We start from the raw sequence: 18713 nt of genomic DNA, 5'->3' as shown, positions 1-18713 counted from the left end.
GGCGAAGTGCACGCGCTGCTCGGTGAAAACGGGGCGGGGAAGTCCACACTTATGCGCGTCCTGGCAGGGGCCGAGCAAATGGACTCGGGCGAGATCCGGCTGTTCGGGAGACTCGTCCACCTGAACGATCCACTCAGTGCCATGCGACACGGCGTCGCGATGATCTACCAAGAGCTCAATCTCGTTCCGACGCTGGGTGCTGCGGAGAACATCTTCATGGGGCGCATGCCTTCGCGAGCTGTGCGTGGTGTGGTTGACTTCGGCCGAGTGGAGCGACTGACCTCCGAGTACTTGCAGCGTCTGGGGGTAAGCATTTCACCCAGGATGCCCATCGAGCGACTCTCGGTGGCGCAACAGCAGATGGTGGAGATCGCGAAGGCGGTGTCGCAGGATGCTCGTGTAATCGTGATGGACGAGCCCTCTGCCACCCTCACCGAACACGAACTGACCAAGCTGTTCGAACTGATCCGCCGGCTGCGGGATTCGGGTACCTGCGTGGTGTACATCTCGCACCGACTGGAGGAGGTGTTCGAGGTGTGCGACCGGGCCACGGTGCTGCGAGACGGCCAAGTCATCGAAAGCCGGGCGGTGCCAGACTGGACGCACGATGACATCGTCCGTGCGATGGTGGGGCGCGAGATCGTGGAGCAGTACCCGCGGCGCAGCCGGGACGTCGGTGATGTGGTGTTGGAGGTATGCGGTCTGTCCCGTGTCGGCGTTCTGCACGATGTGAGCCTGAAACTTCGCCGTGGAGAGATCGTTGGGGTAGCCGGCTTGGTCGGTGCAGGACGTACGGAATTGGCACGGGCGATCTTTGGCGCGGACCCGGTGGATGCGGGTGCGATTCGCCTCGAGGGTCGAACTGTACGGATCCGCTCCCCACGAGACGCAATACGGTGTGGCATCGGGATGCTGTCCGAGGACCGCAAGGCGTTTGGACTCGTCGTCGGCATGACGGTCCGCGAGAACTGCACGATGACAAAACTTTCATCGGTATCTTCGGTCGGGGTGATCAGCCGATCGCGAGAGCGGGCTGTCGCGACGGGCTTGGTGCAGAGCCTCGGCGTTCGGACGCCCAGCATCGAGCAGGCTGCCGAGAACCTGAGTGGAGGCAACCAGCAGAAACTGGTTCTGGCCAAGTGGCTTTTTACCGAGTGCCAGGTGTTGATCTTCGACGAGCCCACAAGGGGTGTGGACGTCGGGGCGAAGGTGGAGATCTACGGCTTGATGAACGACCTGGCCGACCGCGGCGTGTGCATTCTGATGATCTCTTCCGATCTGCCCGAGGTGCTGGGGATGAGCGACCGCATCCTCGTGATGCGAGAGGGCCGCATCGTAGGGGAAGCAGACGGCAGATCGGCCACGCAAGAGGGAATCATGCGGATGGCGCTAGGGGTTGCCGACGCGGAGAAATGATCGTGTTTATTGGCAAAACCTATCCAATACATGCAAGTTCAAAAGCATTCTCGGACCCGAGGAGGCACATGTGGCAAAGGTAACTCTCATAGGAGCGGGTAGCGTCGTCTTCGCCAAGAACCTCTTGGGAGACATCCTGAGCTTCCCCTCGATGGCGGACGCGGAGATCGCGCTCATGGACATAGATCCCGACAGACTGCACACAGCGAACAGGGTAGCCCACAAGGTGGCCAAGGCTGTCAATGCAAGGCCACACGGCATTGTGGCGACGAAAGACCGTCGCGAGGCGCTGCGGGGTGCGGACTACGTGATCACGATGATCCAAGTCGGCGGCTTCGAGCCTTGTACCGTGACCGACTTCGAGATACCCAAGAAATACGGTCTACGACAGACGATTGCGGACACACTAGGCATAGGCGGCATCATGCGCGGTCTACGAACCATACCCGTGCTGCTGGACATTGCAAGGGACATGCGCGAGCTGTGCCCCAACGCGTTGCTGCTGCAATACGTGAACCCGATGGCGATGAACTGCTGGGCACTCAACCGCGCAGGGGGCGTGCGGAACGTCGGCCTTTGTCATAGCGTTCAAGGCACCGCGATGCAGCTCTGCTCCTACGTCGGCGTGCCATATGAGCAAGTAACTTACCGCTCGGCTGGCATCAACCACATGTCCTTCTTCATTGAGTTCAAGTTAGGAGCCGAAAACTTATATAATCGCCTCTTCGAAGTGATGAAGGATCCCGAGGTCTTCCGGAAGGACGCGGTGCGATTCGAGATGATGAAGCACCTCGGTTACTTCGTCACCGAATCCAGCGAGCACTTCAGTGAGTACGTGCCGCACTTTATTCGCCGCGACCGCCCGGACCTGATCGATCGCTTCCTCGTGCCTTTGGATGAGTACATTCGCCGTTGCGAGGAGATCATTGAGGTGTGGGAACGATGGCGCATCGAGTTCGAGAGTGACGACCCCATCGAGGTGAAGCGCAGTGCGGAGTACGGTTCCCTCATCGTGGATAGCTGCGAGACCAACACGCCCCGGGTCATTTACGGAAACGTGCCGAACACCGGCATCATCACTAACCTGATGCCCGGATGCACTGTCGAGGTGCCGTGCCTGGTGGATGGGATGGGCATTCAGCCGACACACATCGGCGACCTGCCACCGCAACTCGCAGGCTACATCTCGACCAACGTGAGCGTCCAGTGCCTGACGGTGGAGGCGGCGCTGACGGGCAAGCGCGACTATGTGTATCAGGCGGCGATGCTCGACCCCCACACCGCAGCCGAGTTGACGATAGACGAGATCAAGTCGTTGGTGGATGACCTAATCGAGGCGCACGGGAACTACATACCACCGATGTACTGAGTATCCCACTACTCTGTGTGACGCGAAGTGAGGAACATTCGGGCACCCATGCCTGCGAGCAATGCCGCAGCGATGGCCATCACCACCAGCATCAGCACCCGTAGAAGCGTTGCGGTTGCCGACTGGGCAAGCCTGGTGAGGTCCGGTGTGGCCTCGGTTCCGGACCACACCAACTCCTCGGGCGGCAAAGCGTAGAGGGCCATGGCCGCGAAGAATACCCACACCAGGGCACACACCCCGCCGAGAAAGGCGAGAACGCCCAGCACCGCCCCGAGGCTGCTACTACCCCTCGGGGCGCCGGTCGTTTCGCGCTCAGACACTGCCTGCGCCCACCTTGTCCAGCACGGACACGGTATCGCCTATACGGATGGCACCGGGTCTCACCGCACGTGCAAACACGCCGCGATGCCCACGAATCCGCTCTAACCATCCGAATGGGTCGGACCCGCCTACAAGCCTTGCCATGTATTCGCACGGCGCACAGGGCCTCCCGATCTCCAGCACCGCATCGCCGATGGCCAGCCGAGTGCCCTCTGGCAGCGTCTGCAGGTTGGGCATGTCCAGTGTGATCTGCTCGCGGATTTGCCCCGGCTCGTGGCCGAAGTCGTCCAGCGTCTGAAGGTCGATCAGCAGGATCTGCCTGCCGGAGGAGTTGGCGTGAAGGTCATCTCGCAGGCCACCTTCGTCCTCGGCAAAGACGACATCCCGCGGCTCCATCGTTCCGCGCTGCAGCTTGATCTGAAGGGAGACGACACGCCCTGAAGCCATTGCGGTTACCGGCCAGTTTACCTGCACCGAACGTGCTCGTGTCCGATAGCTACGCTGGCCGGCTCTACCGATACGACGGCGCCATCGGCCAATTCGCCGGTCCCTTTGCTGTCAGAGGTATGTACACCTTCATGGCGAGCACATGGGGCCCCGACCCCGAGCACCAGTAGCCTATGTCCCCGGTTCAAACATGTGATGGAGGGATGTGCCTTGTGTCACTAGGGGTTCGATCAGTCCTCCGCTTGGGACGGGTCGGGGCGGGCGAGGTGCTCGGGGTCCGGGTCCTCTAGCCCTGCGGCGGGACGTAGGAGCTCGCGGTTCGCGGCCTCCCCCGCGTCGTCCGCCGCCATCAGCAGTGTGCGCCGCTCCTCTTCCTCCATAGCTCGGGCTTCGACGGCCTCCCGGGCGCGGCGGGCCAGCAGCGGCAGGTCTTCCGGCCATTCCCAGCGCATTACGGGTGGCGGCCCCACCACTCCCAGTCCGCCCCCGAGGTTGTCCAATACTCCTCTCTCGGGTCTGAAGCCCAGTTCCTCGGCCAGGTCCATCTGCTCGGCGGTCACGTAGCGGCCGCCGGCTAGGTCTTCCGCAATCTGAAGAACGCGCTGCTCGGCGCGCCGGACCGCGGCCACCTCCTGCTCCCCGCCAAACTGACCTACGGCGACCACAGCGGCGCGCAGAACGGCGGGGTCGGCGGAGTTCAGCAAGGCTGCGACCTCGCGACAGGTCTCCGGCGACAGTAGTCTTGCGTCTTCGGGAGTCAGCGCAAGCAGCGCTCGAACCAGCGCTTCCCGGTTGTGTCGGTCCTTCGGGGCGCTGATCGCGGCCGCCAGCGCGTGCTCCACCTCGTCCGCCCCCGACCGCGGTTGGATGGGCACGTCATCCTCGCCGGACCTCGACGCGACGAACCAAGCGTACGCGGCTCCCACCAGGAGCAACGCCACCCCTCCGACCACGAGAGCCACCAACGCGTCCATCCGGCAATCTTCCTCGCAACTCCAGTGTACTCCCGTACGCCTCCCGGAGCGTCCCCACGCACCTCTACCGGTTTGGCCGCCGAGCGTCCCAAACCCGGTAACCCTCGCCTGCCCCGAGGCCGACAGGCGGCCAATAACCCAGAACGAGATGACGCGGGGAATCTATGCGGGAGCGACGGGGATGCACGCCCAGCAGTTGGCACTGGACGTCATCGCCAGCAATCTCGCGAATGCGAACAGCACGGCTTTCAAGAGCGACCGACTGAGTTTCCGTGAGGCGCTGGACCGAGAAGTCCACGCGCCCGGCGAGGCCGTCACGCGTACGGTCGGGCGGCTTGGCGGAGGCGCCATCGTCGAGGGCCGAACGATGTTGGGAACGCAGGGCGACCTGATCGCGACGGGCAACGCGCTGGACGTCGCCATCGAAGGCGACGGCTATTTCAGCGTCCAGACGCCCGCCGGAGTGCGCTACACCCGAGCCGGCTCCTTCCAGGTGGACGCGTCCGGCAAGCTGACGACTCGCGACGGGCACCTCGTCCTGGGCACAACCGGACCCATCCAAGTGCCGCGCGGAGCGACACCAACGATTGACCCCTCTGGTTTGGTGCAGGCCGGGGGCGCGACTTTGGACCGACTGGCGATCGTCACCGGCGACCTCACGAAGGCCGGGAACGGCCTGTTCGTAGGTGCCGCGAAGCCGCTCGCCAATCCACGACTGGAGCCGGGCTATCTCGAAGCGTCCAACGTGAACGCTGTCACCGAGATGGTCCGCATGATGGAGACCCTGCGCGTGTTCGAAGCGAACCAGCGCGTCGTTCAGGCGCAGGACGAGACGTTGCAGAAGGCAGTCAACGACCTCGCGCGATTAGGCTAGCGCCGGACCCCGCCAAACGGGGAGGCGATGGGCGCCCTCGATTGACGGAAGGGGCGCAGCGCGAGGCGACCGACCGGAAGGAGGTCGCTAGCGATGATGAGATCGCTGTATACCGCAGCTGCGGGCATGGCCGCGCAGCAGTTTAACTTGGACGTGATCGCCAACAATCTGGCGAACGTCAACACCAACGGCTTCAAGCACTCGCGGGCGGAGTTCCAAGACACGCTGTATCAGGTTCTACGCAGCCAGGGTGCGCAGAATGGGCAGGACGCGACCCGACCGGTCGCCCTCCAGGTAGGTCTCGGCTCGCGCACGGTGGCGACCACCACCATGCTGGAGCAAGGGCCGCTGCAGCAGACCTCCAACAAGTACGATCTGGCTATCGAGGGTGATGGGTTCTTCAAGGTGCTGCTGCCCGACGGTTCGGAAGCGTTCACCCGCGACGGGCAGTTCAAGGTGGATGCCACCGGCCGCATGGTGACCAGTGACGGGTACCCGTTGCAACCCGACATCCTCGTGCCCTCGGATGCCATCTCCTTCACAGTGGGCTCCGACGGAACAGTCAACGTGCAGGTGGCTGGGGATACGACCATACAGAACCTCGGCCAGTTGCTTCTGGCTCGCTTTCCCAATCCTGCGGGATTGCAGCGCATTGGGCACAACCTGTTCCGAGTCAGTGCAGCCAGCGGTGATGCCATCGAAGGCGCTCCCGGAACCGACGGCCTCGGCTCCGTGGCTCAGTACGCCATCGAGAACTCCAACGTGCAGATCGTCGAAGAGATGGTGCGGATGATCTTGGCCCAGCGAGCGTACGAGGTCAACTCGAAGGCCATCACCACCGCGGACGAGATGCTCGGCCTGACCAACAACCTGAAGCGTTAGGGAGCTGACCGATGATCTGGCTACTGCTGCCGCAGGTACAGGTGGACTGGGCCGTTCAGGGCGAGGGACTGATTAGGCTTCTGGATGGCGAACGCCCCGTCTACGTGCGTGAGGTCCGGCTGGTCGTCGAGGAAGGCAAGCCGCTGCGCTCGACATTGGGCCCGGCTTTGGACCCTCCGGTACTGATCCCGACCGGGACGACAGCCCTGAAGGTGCAGTCAGACGGCACCATCGTCGCCACGGTTAGTGGACTGACGCGGGAGATCGGGTGCGTGAGCCTGGCTCGCTTCTCCCCTGGACAGGCGGCACCGGTGATTGGTCAACCCGGGTCGAAGGGCTTTGGTGCGATCATCGAGCACGCTGGAGCGGTGCTGGCACCGCCGGTGGAGAAGGGCGCTGGGCTCCACATCGTGGGCAGGCTGTCGGCGGAGACCCGGGGTGACCGGGTGCTCTTGGGCGAGATCGCGGAGCTGAGCGGCACCGAAACGTTGGTTACTCAGGCCGCGGAGCTTCCGGTGGGGGCGGGTCCTCTGCCGGGTGGCAGCCGGATTCTGACCCGCGGCGAGGTGATGGTGAAGCTGCGAGCTGCCGGCTTGGCGACTGCGGCGACACGGGTCGAGCTTCCTGAGACGATACGTGTGTCACGCCCCAGCCAGGAGATACCCCAGGCGGAGATCATCCAGGCGGCCCGCCGTGCTCTGACAGACCCGGTCGAGGCTGAACGGCTTGTGCCCAGCGTGGTCGCACGCGCAGTCACTGCGCCGGTAGGGCAGTACGTGCTGATGCCGGGGGCTCCCGTGCGCAGTGGCTTGGGTTGGTCCGTACCAGTTGCAGTGCAAGTGGATGGACGGACAGCTGCCACCGTACAGGTCCGCTTCCAGCAGACTACCGTCGCCAAGCCGAAGACCGGAATGGTCAAGGTTGGCTCTCAGGTTACGGTGGTGCTGCAGAGTGGTGGCCTGAGCGTGCAGACGCAGGGCGTGCTGCGATCCGCCGGTGCAGTGGGAGACGCTGTGACGGTGTATGTACCTTCCACGAAGAAGATGCTCAGTGGCGAACTGAGCGATGCAGGTACTGTGATGGTGACATTATGAGATTAGTTGCACTTGCAGCCATGTTGTTAGCGACCGGTGCGTGCGCGCAGAAGAACGGTTCGCTGTGGTCGGATGGAGCGGGTTCCTACATCTCGGACTTCAAGGCGCGCGAGGTGGGGGACGTGCTGACGGTGCTCATCATGGAGAGTAGCCAGGCATCGTCGAAGGCCGATACTAGCACATCGAAAAGCGAATCCGCATCTACTACCGCCGGGCTGGGCCCGATCCTGAAGGACATCCTGCCAGAGCTGGGCGCGAGCGGCCAGATGAGCAGCCAGGCGACCGGTAGTACCACCCGTAGCGGTAGTTTGATCGCGAAGATGACCGTGGTAGTGAAGCAGGTGTTGCCCAACGGGACGTTGGTGATCGAGGGCAAGCGCGACGTGATGGTCAACAAGGAGACGCAGAAGTTGCTCATCACCGGCATCGTGCGCACCAAGGACATTTCCTCGGACAACACGATTCCTTCCTATCTGGTAGGTGACGCCGAAATCAGGTTCGAGGGCAAGGGCATCATCGGTGACAAGCAGCGCGAAGGACTAATCGTGCGGCTGTTCAAGGGGTTGTTCGGAGGGTTGTTCTGATGCGTGCACTTGTCATCGCACTCCTGTTAGCGAACGTGGGATGGGCTCAGACCGAGCCTGCCAATGGGAATAGCGCCGACGATCCGGCATCCCGCGCAGTCAGACTGAAGGACATCGCCGTCATCCGAGGCGCACGCAGCAACCAACTGACTGGTGTCGGCGTGGTGGTAGGTCTGGAAGGCACGGGTGACACGAAGAGTACCCCTCAGACGCAACAAGCGATTGCGAACGCCTTGGAGCGCTTCGGTCTATCCGTCAATCCCGCAAGCATGTCCCTGAAGAACGTTGCCATAGTCCTGGTGACCGCGGAGTTGCCTGCCTTCGCACAGCCCGGAACTCACATAGACGTTACCGTGAGCAGCATGGGAGATGCAAAAAGCTTACAAGGTGGCACGCTGCTCCAGACTCCCCTCTACGCAGCCGGCAACTCGCGCGAGGCGTTCGCCGTAGCTGCGGGACCTGTTAGCATCGGGGGCTTCAACTTCGGTGCCGGTGGCAGCTCGGTGCAGAAGAATCATGTCACTGTTGGGCGCATCCCGGAAGGGGCGATCGTGGAGAGGGCGGTGCCATCCACGTTCGTCACCGACAACAACTTGTTCATCCACCTACGGCAGCCGGACTTCACCACGGCGAGCAATGTGGCTGAAGCTATCATGACGGCCTACCCGGAGTACGAGGCGCTAGCCGTGGACGGCGCCACCATTCGCGTCACGCCGCCCGACTCGCGGCTCATGGACCCGGTCCGACTGGTATCCCAGTTGGAACTACTCGCGGTTACCTCTGACACTCCTGCGAAGATCGTGGTCAACGAGCGCACGGGCACCATCGTGATCGGCGAGAACGTGAGAATCCGGCCCGCTGCCGTGGCCCATGGCGGCATCACCGTCACGATCACGAAGACCACCGAGGTATCCCAGCCGCCATCTTTCACTGCCGAAGGCGGACCGGGCGTACCCTTCGACAACACGGCGGTAAAGGTGAAAGAGCCGAAAGCGAAGGTGGCCTGGCTGGACGACATGCCCACCGTGGCCGACTTGGTCAAGGCTCTGAACCAACTCGGGGTGTCGCCGCGGGACCTGATCGCCATCCTGCAGGCGCTGCGTGGGGCCGGCGCACTCCAGGCGACCATCGAGATCCAATAGGGGGCAAGAGATGCTTACCGGTGCAATCCCGGCAACTCAGACGATCAAAGACACGACGGCGAAAGGGAATGAACTTCGTAAGGCCACCCAAGGAGTGGAGGCCCTCTTTGTCCAGCAGCTACTAAGTGCGATGCGGCGAACCGCCTCGTTCGGGGATTCCTCGAACGGGGCCACGGCCATGTACCGGGACCTCATGGACCAGGCCGTGGCGCAGGAAATCGCGAGAACCGGCCGCTTCGGCATCGGCGACATTCTGTATCGCCAACTCGCGGAGCGAGTGCTGGACGGAGAACAAGCAACGGAGGGCGAACGATGACCCCTCGCCACGTCGCGACACTATGGTCGGAATGGGCACGGAGCGCAGAGACGTTGCTCCAAGTGCTCGCGCGCCAGGAGCGGGCGCTGATCTCGCGCGACACCGACCAAGTCCAGGAATGCCTCGAACAGATCGAGTCTGCACGCAGCAAGCTGCAGGAGAAAGACGAGGAAGCGCGCTCGGCCATCTTCGCTCTCGCCCAGGCCGTCGGCTCAGAGCCGACACTGAGAGATGTGGCCCGAAAACTCCCCCCCTCGGATGCTCGGTTGCTCTCCGGGTTCGCCGGCACTGCCGAGAGGCTGGCTGACGCGCTTCGAGCCTCGTTCATACGCAACCATGCCCTCATCGAGAACGAGATGGCGTACGTTTCTGGCACGCTCATGCTGATCGGCCAAGCGCTTCGTGAGCCCTCCACTCCGTATGGCAAGGCCCCGGCGGGGGCCCTGACCCTGGATAGGAAGGTATAGCCATGCCATCCGCGTTTTACGGCATCAATCTCGCCGGCCGGGCCATGCAGTCGTTCCAGTACGCGATGCTGACCACCTCGCACAACATCGCGAACGTCAACAACTCTGCATATTCGCGGCAGATCGTGGACTTCCGTGATGGCATTCCCCAGCTCGAGATGGGCATACGCCCCTTCTACCTGGGGGGTGGAACGGAAATCGGCGCGGTGACGCGTGTGCGGGATCGCTTTTTGCAACAGCGCTTCATGGACACGAGTACCGATGAAAGTCGCTTTGCTGCACTGGCTGCGAACCTGAAGCAGGCCGAGGTCGCCTTCGGTGAGCTGAGCACGTCCTCGGGCATCTCCGAGTACCTGGACCAGTTCTTCAACGCCTTCCAGCAATTGAGCGCGAACCCGTCGGATGCGGGTTTGCGTAGCACGGTACGCCAAGCAGCCGACCAGTTGGCCCGGCGCTTCCGCACCCTTGACGCCGACCTCACGACCCAACAGAACAATGTGACCGCCCAAGTTCAGAACCATATCGGTAGGCTCAATCAGTTGGCGGGCGAACTGGCTACACTCAACAAGCGCATCGTCGAGGCGCAGGTTACGGGGGCTACTCCCAACGACCTCTTGGATCAAAGGGAAGCCGTGCTTGCCGAGATGTCGTCCATCGCAGAGGTCCGGTCCAACATCATGCCTAACGGCACGATGCAGGTGTTCCTCGACCAGTTCACGCTGGTAGACCAGGCCGGGGCGAACACACTGCCGGCCACCGTGGATGTTGCCACTTCGTCCATCGTGGTCAACGGCCTGAGCGTTCGGGTCACTTCCGGCGCGTTGGGGGGCAGCTTCGAGACGCTGAACAAGCTCTCCGGATATCGCACCCAACTGGACACGCTCGCAGGCTCCATCATTACCGAGGTGAACCTGCTGCACTCGTCCGGCTACGCATTGGATGGAACGACCGGGCACATGCTCTTCTCGGGCACCGGCGCGAGCACTTTCGACCTGAGCGACGAGGTGAAGGCCAGCGCGCAGAACATCGTTGCAGCAGCGACCAACGAGGCCGGCGACGGCAGCCTGGCCCTGGCGATCGCCCAGCTCCGAAACACCACACACGCGAGCCTAGGCGGCAGGAGCTTCTCCGGGTTCTACGGAGACCTGGTGACCGCCGTCGGGACCGACCTGAAGGGGGCGCAGGCTGCGCTCGATGCGCAATCGGGCATCCGACAGCAGATCGTCGCGCAAATCGAGTCCCTGTCCGGCGTCAACCTGGACGAAGAGATGGCGAACATGATGAAGTTTCAGCGGACCTACGAGGCGGCGGCGCGCCTGCTGACCATATTCGATTCGGTCCTGGAGGAGACGATTCGGCTGCTCGGCCGGTAGTTGGCCGCCGGAGGTGAGAGACCGTGAGAATCAGCACGAACTACCAGCAGATGATGCACACGCAGGAGGTCACAAACGCCCTCGAGCGCGTGTTCAAGCGCTCGCGAGAGGTGTCCACCGGCGTTCGGCTGCACAACCCGTCGGACGACCCCTTCGCCGCGTCCATGGTCATCGGCCTCAAGTCGGCTCTTGCGAACACGAGCCAGTATCTGAAGAACATCGGCGTGGTGAACACCCGGCTGAAGGCAACGGAGAGCGCCCTGGGTGAGATCACGGACATCCTGAACGAGGTACGGCAGATGGTCGTGGCCGGCGCCAATGGGACGACCGAACAGACTGCCCGAGATGCGTACGTGCAGCAGATCACGCGTATTCAGGAGCGGCTCGTGGCTATCGGCAACCGTGAGCTGGTGCCGGGTCAGTATCTCTTTGCCGGCAAGGCCGTCACCACCAAGCCTTTCGAAGCCTTAGGTGGTGTGATGACTTACAATGGCAGCGCCGAGACGATGGACGTCGAGATACGGCCTGGCTACATCGTGCAGGGTAGCCTTGTCGGAGAGCCGCTTTTCACCGACATTTATAGTGCACTAGAGACAATCAAGACCGACATGAGCTCGGGGGACCAGAACCGATTGGGAGACGACGACCTCCAGTTGCTGGACTCGTTGTCCCGCAACGTGCTGAACCAGAGGGGGGATTTGGGTTCCCTGCTACAGCAGATCGAGGCGACCCGGGTTCAGCTGGGCGAGCAGTCGGACGAGCTGACGAGGCTCATCTCGGACTATAAAGATGCGGACATGACGGAGGCGATTGCGGCGTACCAGGCAGCTCAGACCGCCTATCAAGCGGCACTTGCTGTGGCAGCCTCGGCGTTACGCATGAGCCTACTCGACTATATCGGGAGCTAGCGGGTGAGTATGGTGGCCACGACATCGAGATTCGGGAGCATCGAGTATCAGGAAGAAGACGTGCTGACCTTCGCCGAAGGGCCGTACGGGTTTCCTGACCTCCGGCGCTTCGTGATCCTGGAGCATAAGCCCGGTAGCCCGTTCCGGTGGCTCCAGTCACTGGACGAGCCGGGCATCGCGTTCCTGATCATCAGTCCGACCCAGCTGTTCCCCGACTACACCCCGAGCATCTCGGAAGAGAGCGCGAAGTCCATATCGCTAACGGCTTCGGACCCCGTCCTCGTTAACGTAGTGGTCACGATTCCGCAAGGGAATCCCGAGGCGATGACCGCAAATCTAGCGGGTCCGATCATAATCAACCCGAAGACTCGTGAGGCACGCCAGATCATCGTGGAAGAAGGGCAATACGGCACCAAGCACTCCATCATGGATGCGCTAAATGCCCTGACCAAAACAGCGGCCTAGAAATTCTGGGCGTGTCAGAATCCGCCTAACTGTATAGTCGCGCCGGCGGCATCATCGCCAGGGAGGGCGAACGAGAGTATGCTGGTTCTAACTCGGAAGGTACACCAAAGCATCATGATCGGCGACAACGTCGAGGTGGTGGTGCTCGAGGTGCGTGGCGAGCAGGTTCGGATCGGTATTCGAGCCCCGAAGGACGTGCCAGTCCACCGCAAAGAAATCTACGAGCAGATTCAGGCCGAGAACGTGGCCGCAGCGCAGACGAGCCCCGAAGACGTTCCGGACACCCGCAGCGCCTAGGTCCGAGCCTACGCCTCCCAGGCCCGGTGCCATAATCCTGCCCATGAGCGTTCGCTACGAGCGACTGCCGACCCGCGCCGTGCGCGTCGGCGACGTGTGGATCGGCGGCAAGAACCCCATCGTGGTGCAGACGATGGTCACAGAGGACACGCTGAACGTCGAGGCGTGCGCGCGTCAGGTGATCGAACTCCACGAAGCCGGTGCCGAACTCGTGCGCGTCACCGTACCTTCGCTTGCCGCAGCTGAGGCAACCGGACGCATTCGTGAGTTGCTGCGGCGGGAAGGGAAACCGGTTCCCCTCGTCGCAGACGTCCACCACCAGGGGAGCGCCATCGCTGCGGAGGTGGTGCGCCACGTGGACAAGGTGCGCATCAATCCCGGCCTCTTCGTTTTCCGCAAGCCCGAACAGAGGGACGTCGAGTACTCGCCCGAAGAGCACGAAGCGGAGCGGCGCGCCATAGAGGAGGCGCTGCTACCCGTTATCGAGGCGTGCAAGCGGTACGAGGTGGCGATGCGCATCGGCGTCAACCACGGCAGCCTGGCCGAGCGCATGACCGTGACCTACGGCGACACCCCGGAAGGCATGGTGGAGAGTGCGCTGGAGTACGTTCGCATCTGCGAGAAGCACGGCTTCCGAGACATCGTGATATCGCTAAAGGCCAGCCGATTGCCCATCCTGTTGGCGGCCAACCGACTACTGGCGCAGCGAATGAGGGAAACTGGGGAGGCGTACCCCATCCACCTCGGAGTGACCGAAGCGGGTGACGGGCAGTACGCGCGTATCAAGAGCTCCATCGGCATCGGCACTTTGCTGGCCGAGGGCATCGGCGACACCATTCGGGTTTCGCTGGCCGAAGACCCTAAGAACGAGCTACCCGTGTGTTACGAGATCCTGCAGTCGCTAGGGCTGCGGCGTACGAAGGTGGAGTTCATCGCGTGCCCATCGTGTGGGCGGACGAAGTTCGACCTGCCCACGGTGCTTGCGCAGGTGAAGGCGGCCACTGGACATCTCAAGAACCTGGACATCGCGGTGATGGGCTGCATCGTAAACGGGCCCGGCGAAATGGCAGATGCCGACTACGGCTACGTGGGCAAGGGTGGCGGCAAGATTGCCCTCTACCGAGGTCGCGAGGTGGTGAAGGAGAACATCCCGCAGGACGAAGGTGTGGCCGAGCTGGTCGCCCTGATCAAGTCCGACGGCCGCTGGGTGGACCCGTAGGATAGAGGTCGGACCCGTCCGACAAGCAAGACTAGTCCGACGGTGCCACCTATCCCACCGCATCTATCACGGGCCTGCCGTCCCAGTCGGGGTGTTGGGGGACGCCGAGAAGGTGGGCGACGGTAGCGCAGGTGTCGTAGAGGCGAATCGGGCCCGGGAGCGAGATGCCCGGCGAGACGCCGAAACCACAGAGCATCCACGGTATCGTCATGTCTTCTTCCATCTCCGTGCCGTGCGCGCGCTCGTGGCCACCGTGATCGGCGAGAACCAGAACCATAGTATCGGACAGCCTGCCGAGCTGGTCCAGCGCTTGCATCATCCGTCCCACACATCCATCTGCATTCGCAATGGCCGCGAGGTACTCATCGCTCATCCACCCGTACTTGTGTCCCGTAGAGTCCGTGTTGCCGAAGTAGACAAACGTCAGGTCGAGGTCCTCGTGCTGCCAGTGTCGGCATACTGCCTCCGCGACGGCAGCATCCCCCTCGGGCGTCGCGTTTTCTTGCATGAACACCGACACGCTCAGGCTCCCAGGTTCCGAGCAGTCGCGAAGAGGCTCCCAGTTGTAGAACATGCCACACTTCAACCCCGCTGCGGCCGCCATGTCCATTACGCTCGGCACGGGTCGCACGAGCGGATGGAAGGTGTTGGTGTTGACACCATGCCGCCCAACGTCCACCCCGCGCAACATGGACATGTGGCACGGCAGGGTCACCGATGGCATCACGCTGCGAGCCTTCGCGCAGTAGGCGCCTTCGGCAATCAACCGATCCATCACCGGCGTGTGCGCTTTTGCGAGGCCATCCGGCCGCATCCCGTCTATCGAGCACAGTAGCACGCGCATAACAACTTCACCCCTTTACCGATATGAGTACTATGCCGCAGAGCATGGAAAACGCGGCAGCCAGCTTGGCGCCGAGATCGCCTTCCTGCAACACACTCGCGCCGACGAAGACCGCTATCAGACCCGAAGTGGCGCGCAGAGGAACCACGTAACCAATGGGCGTATCCGGCATGGTCAACGCGTACAACACGAGCAGGTACGACGCCAGGTTCAGCCCGGCCACGGCGATACACACGCGGGCGTTCCGCCGCCATTCGTCGGCAACGGCCGCTCGCCCTGCCACCCATAGGACCCTCGGCCCCACGAACAGCGCCGCCGCGACCGATGCCAGGCAATAGTACACGACCGGGTGGATGCTGAGCGATGAGACTCCTATCTTGTCCACGAGGCTGTACACGCTGTAGGTCACGCCAACCAGAATTGCGATACGAAGCGCCGCCGCCGCGCCCGGTCTGTGCAACTCGATGCGCAGTGCACGTCGGTGTAGGGCATACACACCTAGCAGGATGAACCCCACGCCCACGCTGCCGAAGAGGGTAGGACTCTCCGACAGTACGGCGATCCCCAGCAAGAACGCGAGGGCAGGTCCGACGCCGCGAGCGACCGGGTACACCACCGAGAGCTCACCGCGCGCGTATCCCCGTGCCAACGCCTCGTAGTACGCGGCGTACACCAATCCGGCCGCGAGGATGCACAGCCACCCCTGCACTCCGATTTCGGCCCAGGGAGACACGGCAATAACGTAGGGCAGCATGTAGAGCGGCTGGATGCTAACGTAGAGCGCGGTGAACGCCAGCTTGTTCTCCGCGCGCTTCAGCAGCACGTTCCACCCGGCGTGGAGAACCGAGGAACTCAGGATCAGCAGCACTGCCGTGATGGGCATGGGTGCTCCTTCGGGTGTCGGCTGCCGGTCACGAAGATGCGATTCCTCTTCGGGCACCGGCTCCCTGCTATCCATCACAGAATGGAAGGGAGACCGGGTAATCGTGGCGAAGGCATTCACAACAGACAACTCCCCTCAACGGAGGCACTTATGGCAAAGGCTACTCAGTTCTGTGTGGCGCTGGAGAATCAGCCGGGCATGCTGGCAAAGCTGTGCGGCGTCCTGAAGCGCGCGAAGGTGAACATCGAGGCCATTTCGGTGGCGGATAATGTGGACTGCGCTTGGGTACGCATCGTGGCATCGCCTGCGAACGCCGCGGCGGATGCGCTGAAGAAGGCCGGCTACAACGTCTGCAAGCAGCGCGTACTCACTGTGAAGACGGTGAACAAGCCTGGTGAGATGGAGGCAATCGCCACTAAGCTCGCGAAGGCGAAGGTGAACATCAACTACGTGTATGGAACCGGAGCAGCGTGCAAGGACCCAGAGTGCGACTGCTCGGTGCTGGTGTTCGGCGTGAGCGACGTGGACGCTGCGGAGAAGGCGTTGTAGGCATCGCGATAGTCAATAGTTGATATCCTCGCACCGACCACCCCGTGCGAATATAAGTGCCATGGGCAACTCGTTGCCCATGGCCTCCACTAAGATCGACTGCGAAGTCTGGAGACGCAAGTGGGCCGTGGAGGGATACCCTCCACGGCCGCAACGGAGAATGTGACGCGGATGTAGTGTGCTCTAGGCTCGGGCGCCGTATGCAGCTTCCTTTGTCGTGCGTGCAGTGGCTGGTGCCGGGGCGGTAACCTTCGCACTGCGCCTGAGAACGTAAATGCAATCGGACAGGCTGCCGTCTATACGGCCGAGACTGACCGCACGTAGTAGCAACCCTAGAGAAGATATCGCCCAGCGGACGACCCGGTGCTTGCTCCGAAGTTCCTTCTGCATTCCCGTCTGGTAGTGCCGTGCGTGGATGATGTCCATGCCGAGTCGGCGAGCGGCGCTTCGTATCGCTCTGGGCGAGATCGAGAAGCGGAGGAAGGTTTTAAATGGCGCGGTGTCTTCCTTACCTGCATCCTTGATGCCCAATAGACGCCGATACACCCACACGTGGAACCAGTGAGGGGTGAATTTGGCGATCAGCCCCTTCACGGAAACCACGTTGGGGAAGGCAAGGATGATGACGCCGTCGGGTCGGATTGCCCGCACGAAGTTCTCGATGGCCAACTCGGGATGCGGAAGGTGCTCGAGCACGTCCCAGCAGATGATGACGTCGTAGGAGGAAGGCGTAAGCTCGTATGTCTGGATGTCGCCCAGGATCTTTTCCGACACGGTCTTGTTCCTGTCGAGCTGCTTTTGGGAGATGTCCATGCCGGTGATGTGAGACCCAGGGGACCAACGGAGATAGCTGGCCGACCCGCATCCTGCTTCGAGGATGCGTACGCCATCTCTACCCACCATCCATTCCTCAAACACCGACTGAAGTTCGGAGACCTCAGGGCAGACGCTTCCTTCAGCACGAGCGGGCTGAAGCTCGGTCGAGTGAATACACATCAAAGGTGCTCCCATCCAGAACGCGGCGACCCGGGCCGCATTCAAGGTACCGTGCGCCGCACCCGTAGGTAACGGCGTCATGTTTCATGCATTATAGCGCGACATCGCCGGTTTGGCAACCCCTTCAGGAAGAGAATTTTCGCGGGAGGGTCCCGGTGCCTCGACCAGGGTACGATGCCGTCCATGGAGATGCTCGTCCAAGAGATGGAGGCGAACGTCATCCGCGGGCACGCATACAGCGGCGCAGTGCCTTCGCGGCTACTCAAGAGGCTGAAGCCCGGTAGCATCGCCGTAATCAACATTCCCGACTTCGACCCTTGGCTTGCCGACCAACTCGCCGACTCTGGCGTCATCGCGGTGGTGAACTGTGCAGAGAGCATCACCGGCCGCTCTCCGAACGTCGGCGTAGTCACCCTGCTCGAACGAGGAATTCCAGTCCTCGATGCGGCGGGCGAGGGCCTGCTCGAGGAGCTTCAGCCGGGCGAGACGGTGAGTATCGAGGGAAATGTCATCGCGCTGCGCGGCGGCATCCGTGTGTCGGCCGTGAGGCTCACGCCGGACATCGCAGCGGCCCGGCTGAAGGCGGCGCAGGAGTACCTGGCCCTCGCACTCTCCAAAATGTCCGCGGCGGTCTCGACCTCGATCACCCAAGAGTGGGCGCAGTTCTTCCGAACTGCACGAGTCGCCGCACTAGAAGCCAGTTTGCACGGCAAGCTGGTAGCGGTGGTCACCGAGGGCGCACGGGCACTTGCCGAGCTGCGGATGCTGCGTTGGCGGCTCGCGGGTGCAGTAATCGTGGCCGTGGAGGGCGGATACGAAGTGGTCCGCCGCGTCGGCATTCAACCGAACGTGGTGGTGGGCCGTGCTGGCGCGCTCTCGGAACCGGCGCTGCTGAGCGGGGCGGAGATCGTGCTGCTGACAGATCCTGGGGAGGAACACTCGAGTGCTGCGGCGGACTACTGGCACGATTTGGGAGTGCAACCTCATGTACTGGTGCGCCCCGGTCCAGCCGAGGAAGCCGCCATAGCGATGGCTGCGGACTGCGGCGCCCGCCTCGTGTTGCTCATCGGCTCCGGGTTCTCCTTTGGAGACCTGGCGCCCCGTGGAGAACGTAGAGCGAGCGCAGCGCTGCTTACTCGGCTGCGCGTAGGCTCCCGCGTGATGGACGGCGCCAGCTACCTCCGTCTACGTCCCGTCGTGCACCTCCCCACCTGGGCCTATTGGGCAATTGGCGCTGCATGCGTCGGTGTGCTATGGATCGTGCTCAGGGGGGTACTCGGATGAACTGTGGGT

Annotated in this window: 22 protein-coding genes; 16 read left to right on the top strand and 6 right to left on the bottom strand. The window is 62.6% G+C overall.

From position 1 onward, the window contains the following. Together HRF45_08925 and HRF45_08920 are read left to right on the top strand one after the other, a co-directional pair. A partial coding sequence (locus HRF45_08925; GenBank protein MEP0766646.1) for a sugar ABC transporter ATP-binding protein occupies positions 1–1416 on the top strand: 1416 nt, incomplete at its 5' end. 70 nt (positions 1417–1486) lie between these two features. Next, a complete protein-coding gene (locus tag HRF45_08920; protein MEP0766645.1) occupies positions 1487–2785 on the top strand; it encodes an alpha-glucosidase/alpha-galactosidase in 1299 nt (432 codons plus the stop codon). Positions 2786–2793: 8 nt separating this feature from the next. Here the strand turns inward: HRF45_08920 and HRF45_08915 are convergent, their stop codons facing one another. The 3 genes from HRF45_08915 to HRF45_08905 all read right to left on the bottom strand — a co-directional run bounded on the left by HRF45_08915 (position 2794) and on the right by HRF45_08905 (position 4527). Continuing rightward, positions 2794–3105 carry a hypothetical protein gene (locus HRF45_08915; protein ID MEP0766644.1) on the bottom strand — a complete coding sequence of 104 codons (312 nt, stop codon included), beginning with the start codon at positions 3103–3105 and terminating at the stop codon, positions 2794–2796. After that, complete coding sequence (locus tag HRF45_08910; protein MEP0766643.1) at positions 3098–3580, bottom strand: hypothetical protein; 483 nt, start codon at positions 3578–3580, stop codon at positions 3098–3100. The genes HRF45_08915 and HRF45_08910 overlap by 8 nt, the downstream gene beginning before the upstream one ends. Before the next feature lie 203 nt (positions 3581–3783). Then, positions 3784–4527 (bottom strand): hypothetical protein, encoded by a 744-nt coding sequence (locus HRF45_08905; protein ID MEP0766642.1) that lies wholly within the window; start codon positions 4525–4527, stop codon positions 3784–3786. Positions 4528–4708: 181 nt separating this feature from the next. Between HRF45_08905 and HRF45_08900 the strand changes: the two genes are divergently transcribed. From HRF45_08900 to ispG, 12 genes are all read left to right on the top strand, one after another. Continuing rightward, positions 4709–5401, top strand: coding sequence for a flagellar hook-basal body protein (locus tag HRF45_08900; protein ID MEP0766641.1), 693 nt, complete (start codon positions 4709–4711; stop codon positions 5399–5401). A gap of 93 nt (positions 5402–5494) precedes the next feature. After that, positions 5495–6283: a flagellar basal-body rod protein FlgG gene (gene flgG / locus HRF45_08895; protein MEP0766640.1), complete on the top strand. Its 789-nt coding sequence runs from the start codon at positions 5495–5497 to the stop codon at positions 6281–6283. An 11-nt stretch (positions 6284–6294) separates the two neighbouring features. After that, positions 6295–7377: a flagella basal body P-ring formation protein FlgA gene (locus HRF45_08890; protein MEP0766639.1), complete on the top strand. Its 1083-nt coding sequence runs from the start codon at positions 6295–6297 to the stop codon at positions 7375–7377. Further along, positions 7374–7961: a flagellar basal body L-ring protein FlgH gene (locus tag HRF45_08885; protein MEP0766638.1), complete on the top strand. Its 588-nt coding sequence runs from the start codon at positions 7374–7376 to the stop codon at positions 7959–7961. Before HRF45_08890 ends, HRF45_08885 begins: the two co-directional genes overlap by 4 nt. Then, positions 7961–9103 (top strand): flagellar basal body P-ring protein FlgI, encoded by a 1143-nt coding sequence (locus HRF45_08880; protein ID MEP0766637.1) that lies wholly within the window; start codon positions 7961–7963, stop codon positions 9101–9103. The genes HRF45_08885 and HRF45_08880 overlap by 1 nt, the downstream gene beginning before the upstream one ends. A gap of 10 nt (positions 9104–9113) precedes the next feature. Further along, the gene (locus HRF45_08875; GenBank protein MEP0766636.1) at positions 9114–9419 is read left to right on the top strand and encodes a rod-binding protein; all 306 of its coding nucleotides are present in this window, start codon (positions 9114–9116) and stop codon (positions 9417–9419) included. Next, on the top strand, positions 9416–9886 hold the full coding sequence (locus HRF45_08870; protein MEP0766635.1) for a flagellar protein FlgN: 471 nt from the start codon (positions 9416–9418) through the stop codon (positions 9884–9886). Before HRF45_08875 ends, HRF45_08870 begins: the two co-directional genes overlap by 4 nt. A 2-nt stretch (positions 9887–9888) precedes the next feature. Continuing rightward, positions 9889–11259 (top strand): flagellar hook-associated protein FlgK, encoded by a 1371-nt coding sequence (gene flgK / locus HRF45_08865; protein MEP0766634.1) that lies wholly within the window; start codon positions 9889–9891, stop codon positions 11257–11259. Between the two features lie 23 nt (positions 11260–11282). Continuing rightward, positions 11283–12167 (top strand): flagellar hook-associated protein FlgL, encoded by an 885-nt coding sequence (gene flgL / locus HRF45_08860; GenBank protein MEP0766633.1) that lies wholly within the window; start codon positions 11283–11285, stop codon positions 12165–12167. Between the two features lie 3 nt (positions 12168–12170). Beyond that, positions 12171–12632, top strand: coding sequence for a flagellar assembly protein FliW (locus HRF45_08855; protein MEP0766632.1), 462 nt, complete (start codon positions 12171–12173; stop codon positions 12630–12632). A 78-nt stretch (positions 12633–12710) separates the two neighbouring features. Then, positions 12711–12929: a carbon storage regulator CsrA gene (csrA, locus tag HRF45_08850; GenBank protein MEP0766631.1), complete on the top strand. Its 219-nt coding sequence runs from the start codon at positions 12711–12713 to the stop codon at positions 12927–12929. 43 nt (positions 12930–12972) lie between these two features. Continuing rightward, positions 12973–14148, top strand: a complete 1176-nt coding sequence (ispG, locus tag HRF45_08845) for a (E)-4-hydroxy-3-methylbut-2-enyl-diphosphate synthase (protein MEP0766630.1) — start codon at positions 12973–12975, stop codon at positions 14146–14148. A gap of 49 nt (positions 14149–14197) precedes the next feature. Here ispG and HRF45_08840 read toward each other — a convergent pair whose 3' ends face one another. Together HRF45_08840 and HRF45_08835 are read right to left on the bottom strand one after the other, a co-directional pair. Beyond that, complete coding sequence (locus HRF45_08840) at positions 14198–14992, bottom strand: alkaline phosphatase family protein (GenBank protein ID MEP0766629.1); 795 nt, start codon at positions 14990–14992, stop codon at positions 14198–14200. Between the two features lie 7 nt (positions 14993–14999). After that, the gene (locus tag HRF45_08835; protein MEP0766628.1) at positions 15000–15875 is read right to left on the bottom strand and encodes a hypothetical protein; all 876 of its coding nucleotides are present in this window, start codon (positions 15873–15875) and stop codon (positions 15000–15002) included. A gap of 150 nt (positions 15876–16025) precedes the next feature. Here HRF45_08835 and HRF45_08830 point away from each other — a divergent pair, with 150 nt between their 5' ends. Further along, positions 16026–16424 (top strand): hypothetical protein, encoded by a 399-nt coding sequence (locus HRF45_08830; protein ID MEP0766627.1) that lies wholly within the window; start codon positions 16026–16028, stop codon positions 16422–16424. A 183-nt stretch (positions 16425–16607) separates the two neighbouring features. Here HRF45_08830 and HRF45_08825 read toward each other — a convergent pair whose 3' ends face one another. Next, entirely contained in the window at positions 16608–17327 is a 720-nt protein-coding gene (locus HRF45_08825; GenBank protein MEP0766626.1) for a class I SAM-dependent methyltransferase, read from the bottom strand. Positions 17328–17603: 276 nt separating this feature from the next. On the opposite strand from HRF45_08825, the gene HRF45_08820 reads away from it, so the two are divergent. Beyond that, positions 17604–18704 carry a hypothetical protein gene (locus HRF45_08820; protein MEP0766625.1) on the top strand — a complete coding sequence of 367 codons (1101 nt, stop codon included), beginning with the start codon at positions 17604–17606 and terminating at the stop codon, positions 18702–18704. Positions 18705–18713: the final 9 nt, after the last annotated feature.

The sequence above is a fragment of the Fimbriimonadia bacterium genome, from assembly GCA_039961735.1.
Lineage (GTDB): Bacteria > Armatimonadota > Fimbriimonadia > Fimbriimonadales > JABRVX01 > JABRVX01.
The sequence above is the reverse complement of the archived record's forward strand: the minus strand, read 5'-3'. Positions and strand labels throughout refer to the sequence as shown.

Coding starts and splice junctions, on each gene's coding strand:
- HRF45_08905 (MEP0766642.1), bottom strand. CDS start 4,527: ATGGACGCGTTGGTGGCTCTCGTGGTCGGAGGGGTGGCGTTGCTCCTG.
- HRF45_08900 (MEP0766641.1), top strand. CDS start 4,709: ATGCACGCCCAGCAGTTGGCACTGGACGTCATCGCCAGCAATCTCGCG.
- HRF45_08890 (MEP0766639.1), top strand. CDS start 6,295: ATGATCTGGCTACTGCTGCCGCAGGTACAGGTGGACTGGGCCGTTCAG.
- csrA (MEP0766631.1), top strand. CDS start 12,711: ATGCTGGTTCTAACTCGGAAGGTACACCAAAGCATCATGATCGGCGAC.
- HRF45_08835 (MEP0766628.1), bottom strand. CDS start 15,875: ATGCCCATCACGGCAGTGCTGCTGATCCTGAGTTCCTCGGTTCTCCAC.
- flgG (MEP0766640.1), top strand. CDS start 5,495: ATGATGAGATCGCTGTATACCGCAGCTGCGGGCATGGCCGCGCAGCAG.
- HRF45_08880 (MEP0766637.1), top strand. CDS start 7,961: ATGCGTGCACTTGTCATCGCACTCCTGTTAGCGAACGTGGGATGGGCT.
- HRF45_08840 (MEP0766629.1), bottom strand. CDS start 14,992: ATGCGCGTGCTACTGTGCTCGATAGACGGGATGCGGCCGGATGGCCTC.
- HRF45_08885 (MEP0766638.1), top strand. CDS start 7,374: ATGAGATTAGTTGCACTTGCAGCCATGTTGTTAGCGACCGGTGCGTGC.
- ispG (MEP0766630.1), top strand. CDS start 12,973: ATGAGCGTTCGCTACGAGCGACTGCCGACCCGCGCCGTGCGCGTCGGC.
- HRF45_08870 (MEP0766635.1), top strand. CDS start 9,416: ATGACCCCTCGCCACGTCGCGACACTATGGTCGGAATGGGCACGGAGC.
- HRF45_08820 (MEP0766625.1), top strand. CDS start 17,604: ATGGAGATGCTCGTCCAAGAGATGGAGGCGAACGTCATCCGCGGGCAC.
- HRF45_08825 (MEP0766626.1), bottom strand. CDS start 17,327: ATGGTGGGTAGAGATGGCGTACGCATCCTCGAAGCAGGATGCGGGTCG.
- flgK (MEP0766634.1), top strand. CDS start 9,889: ATGCCATCCGCGTTTTACGGCATCAATCTCGCCGGCCGGGCCATGCAG.
- HRF45_08875 (MEP0766636.1), top strand. CDS start 9,114: ATGCTTACCGGTGCAATCCCGGCAACTCAGACGATCAAAGACACGACG.
- HRF45_08830 (MEP0766627.1), top strand. CDS start 16,026: ATGGCAAAGGCTACTCAGTTCTGTGTGGCGCTGGAGAATCAGCCGGGC.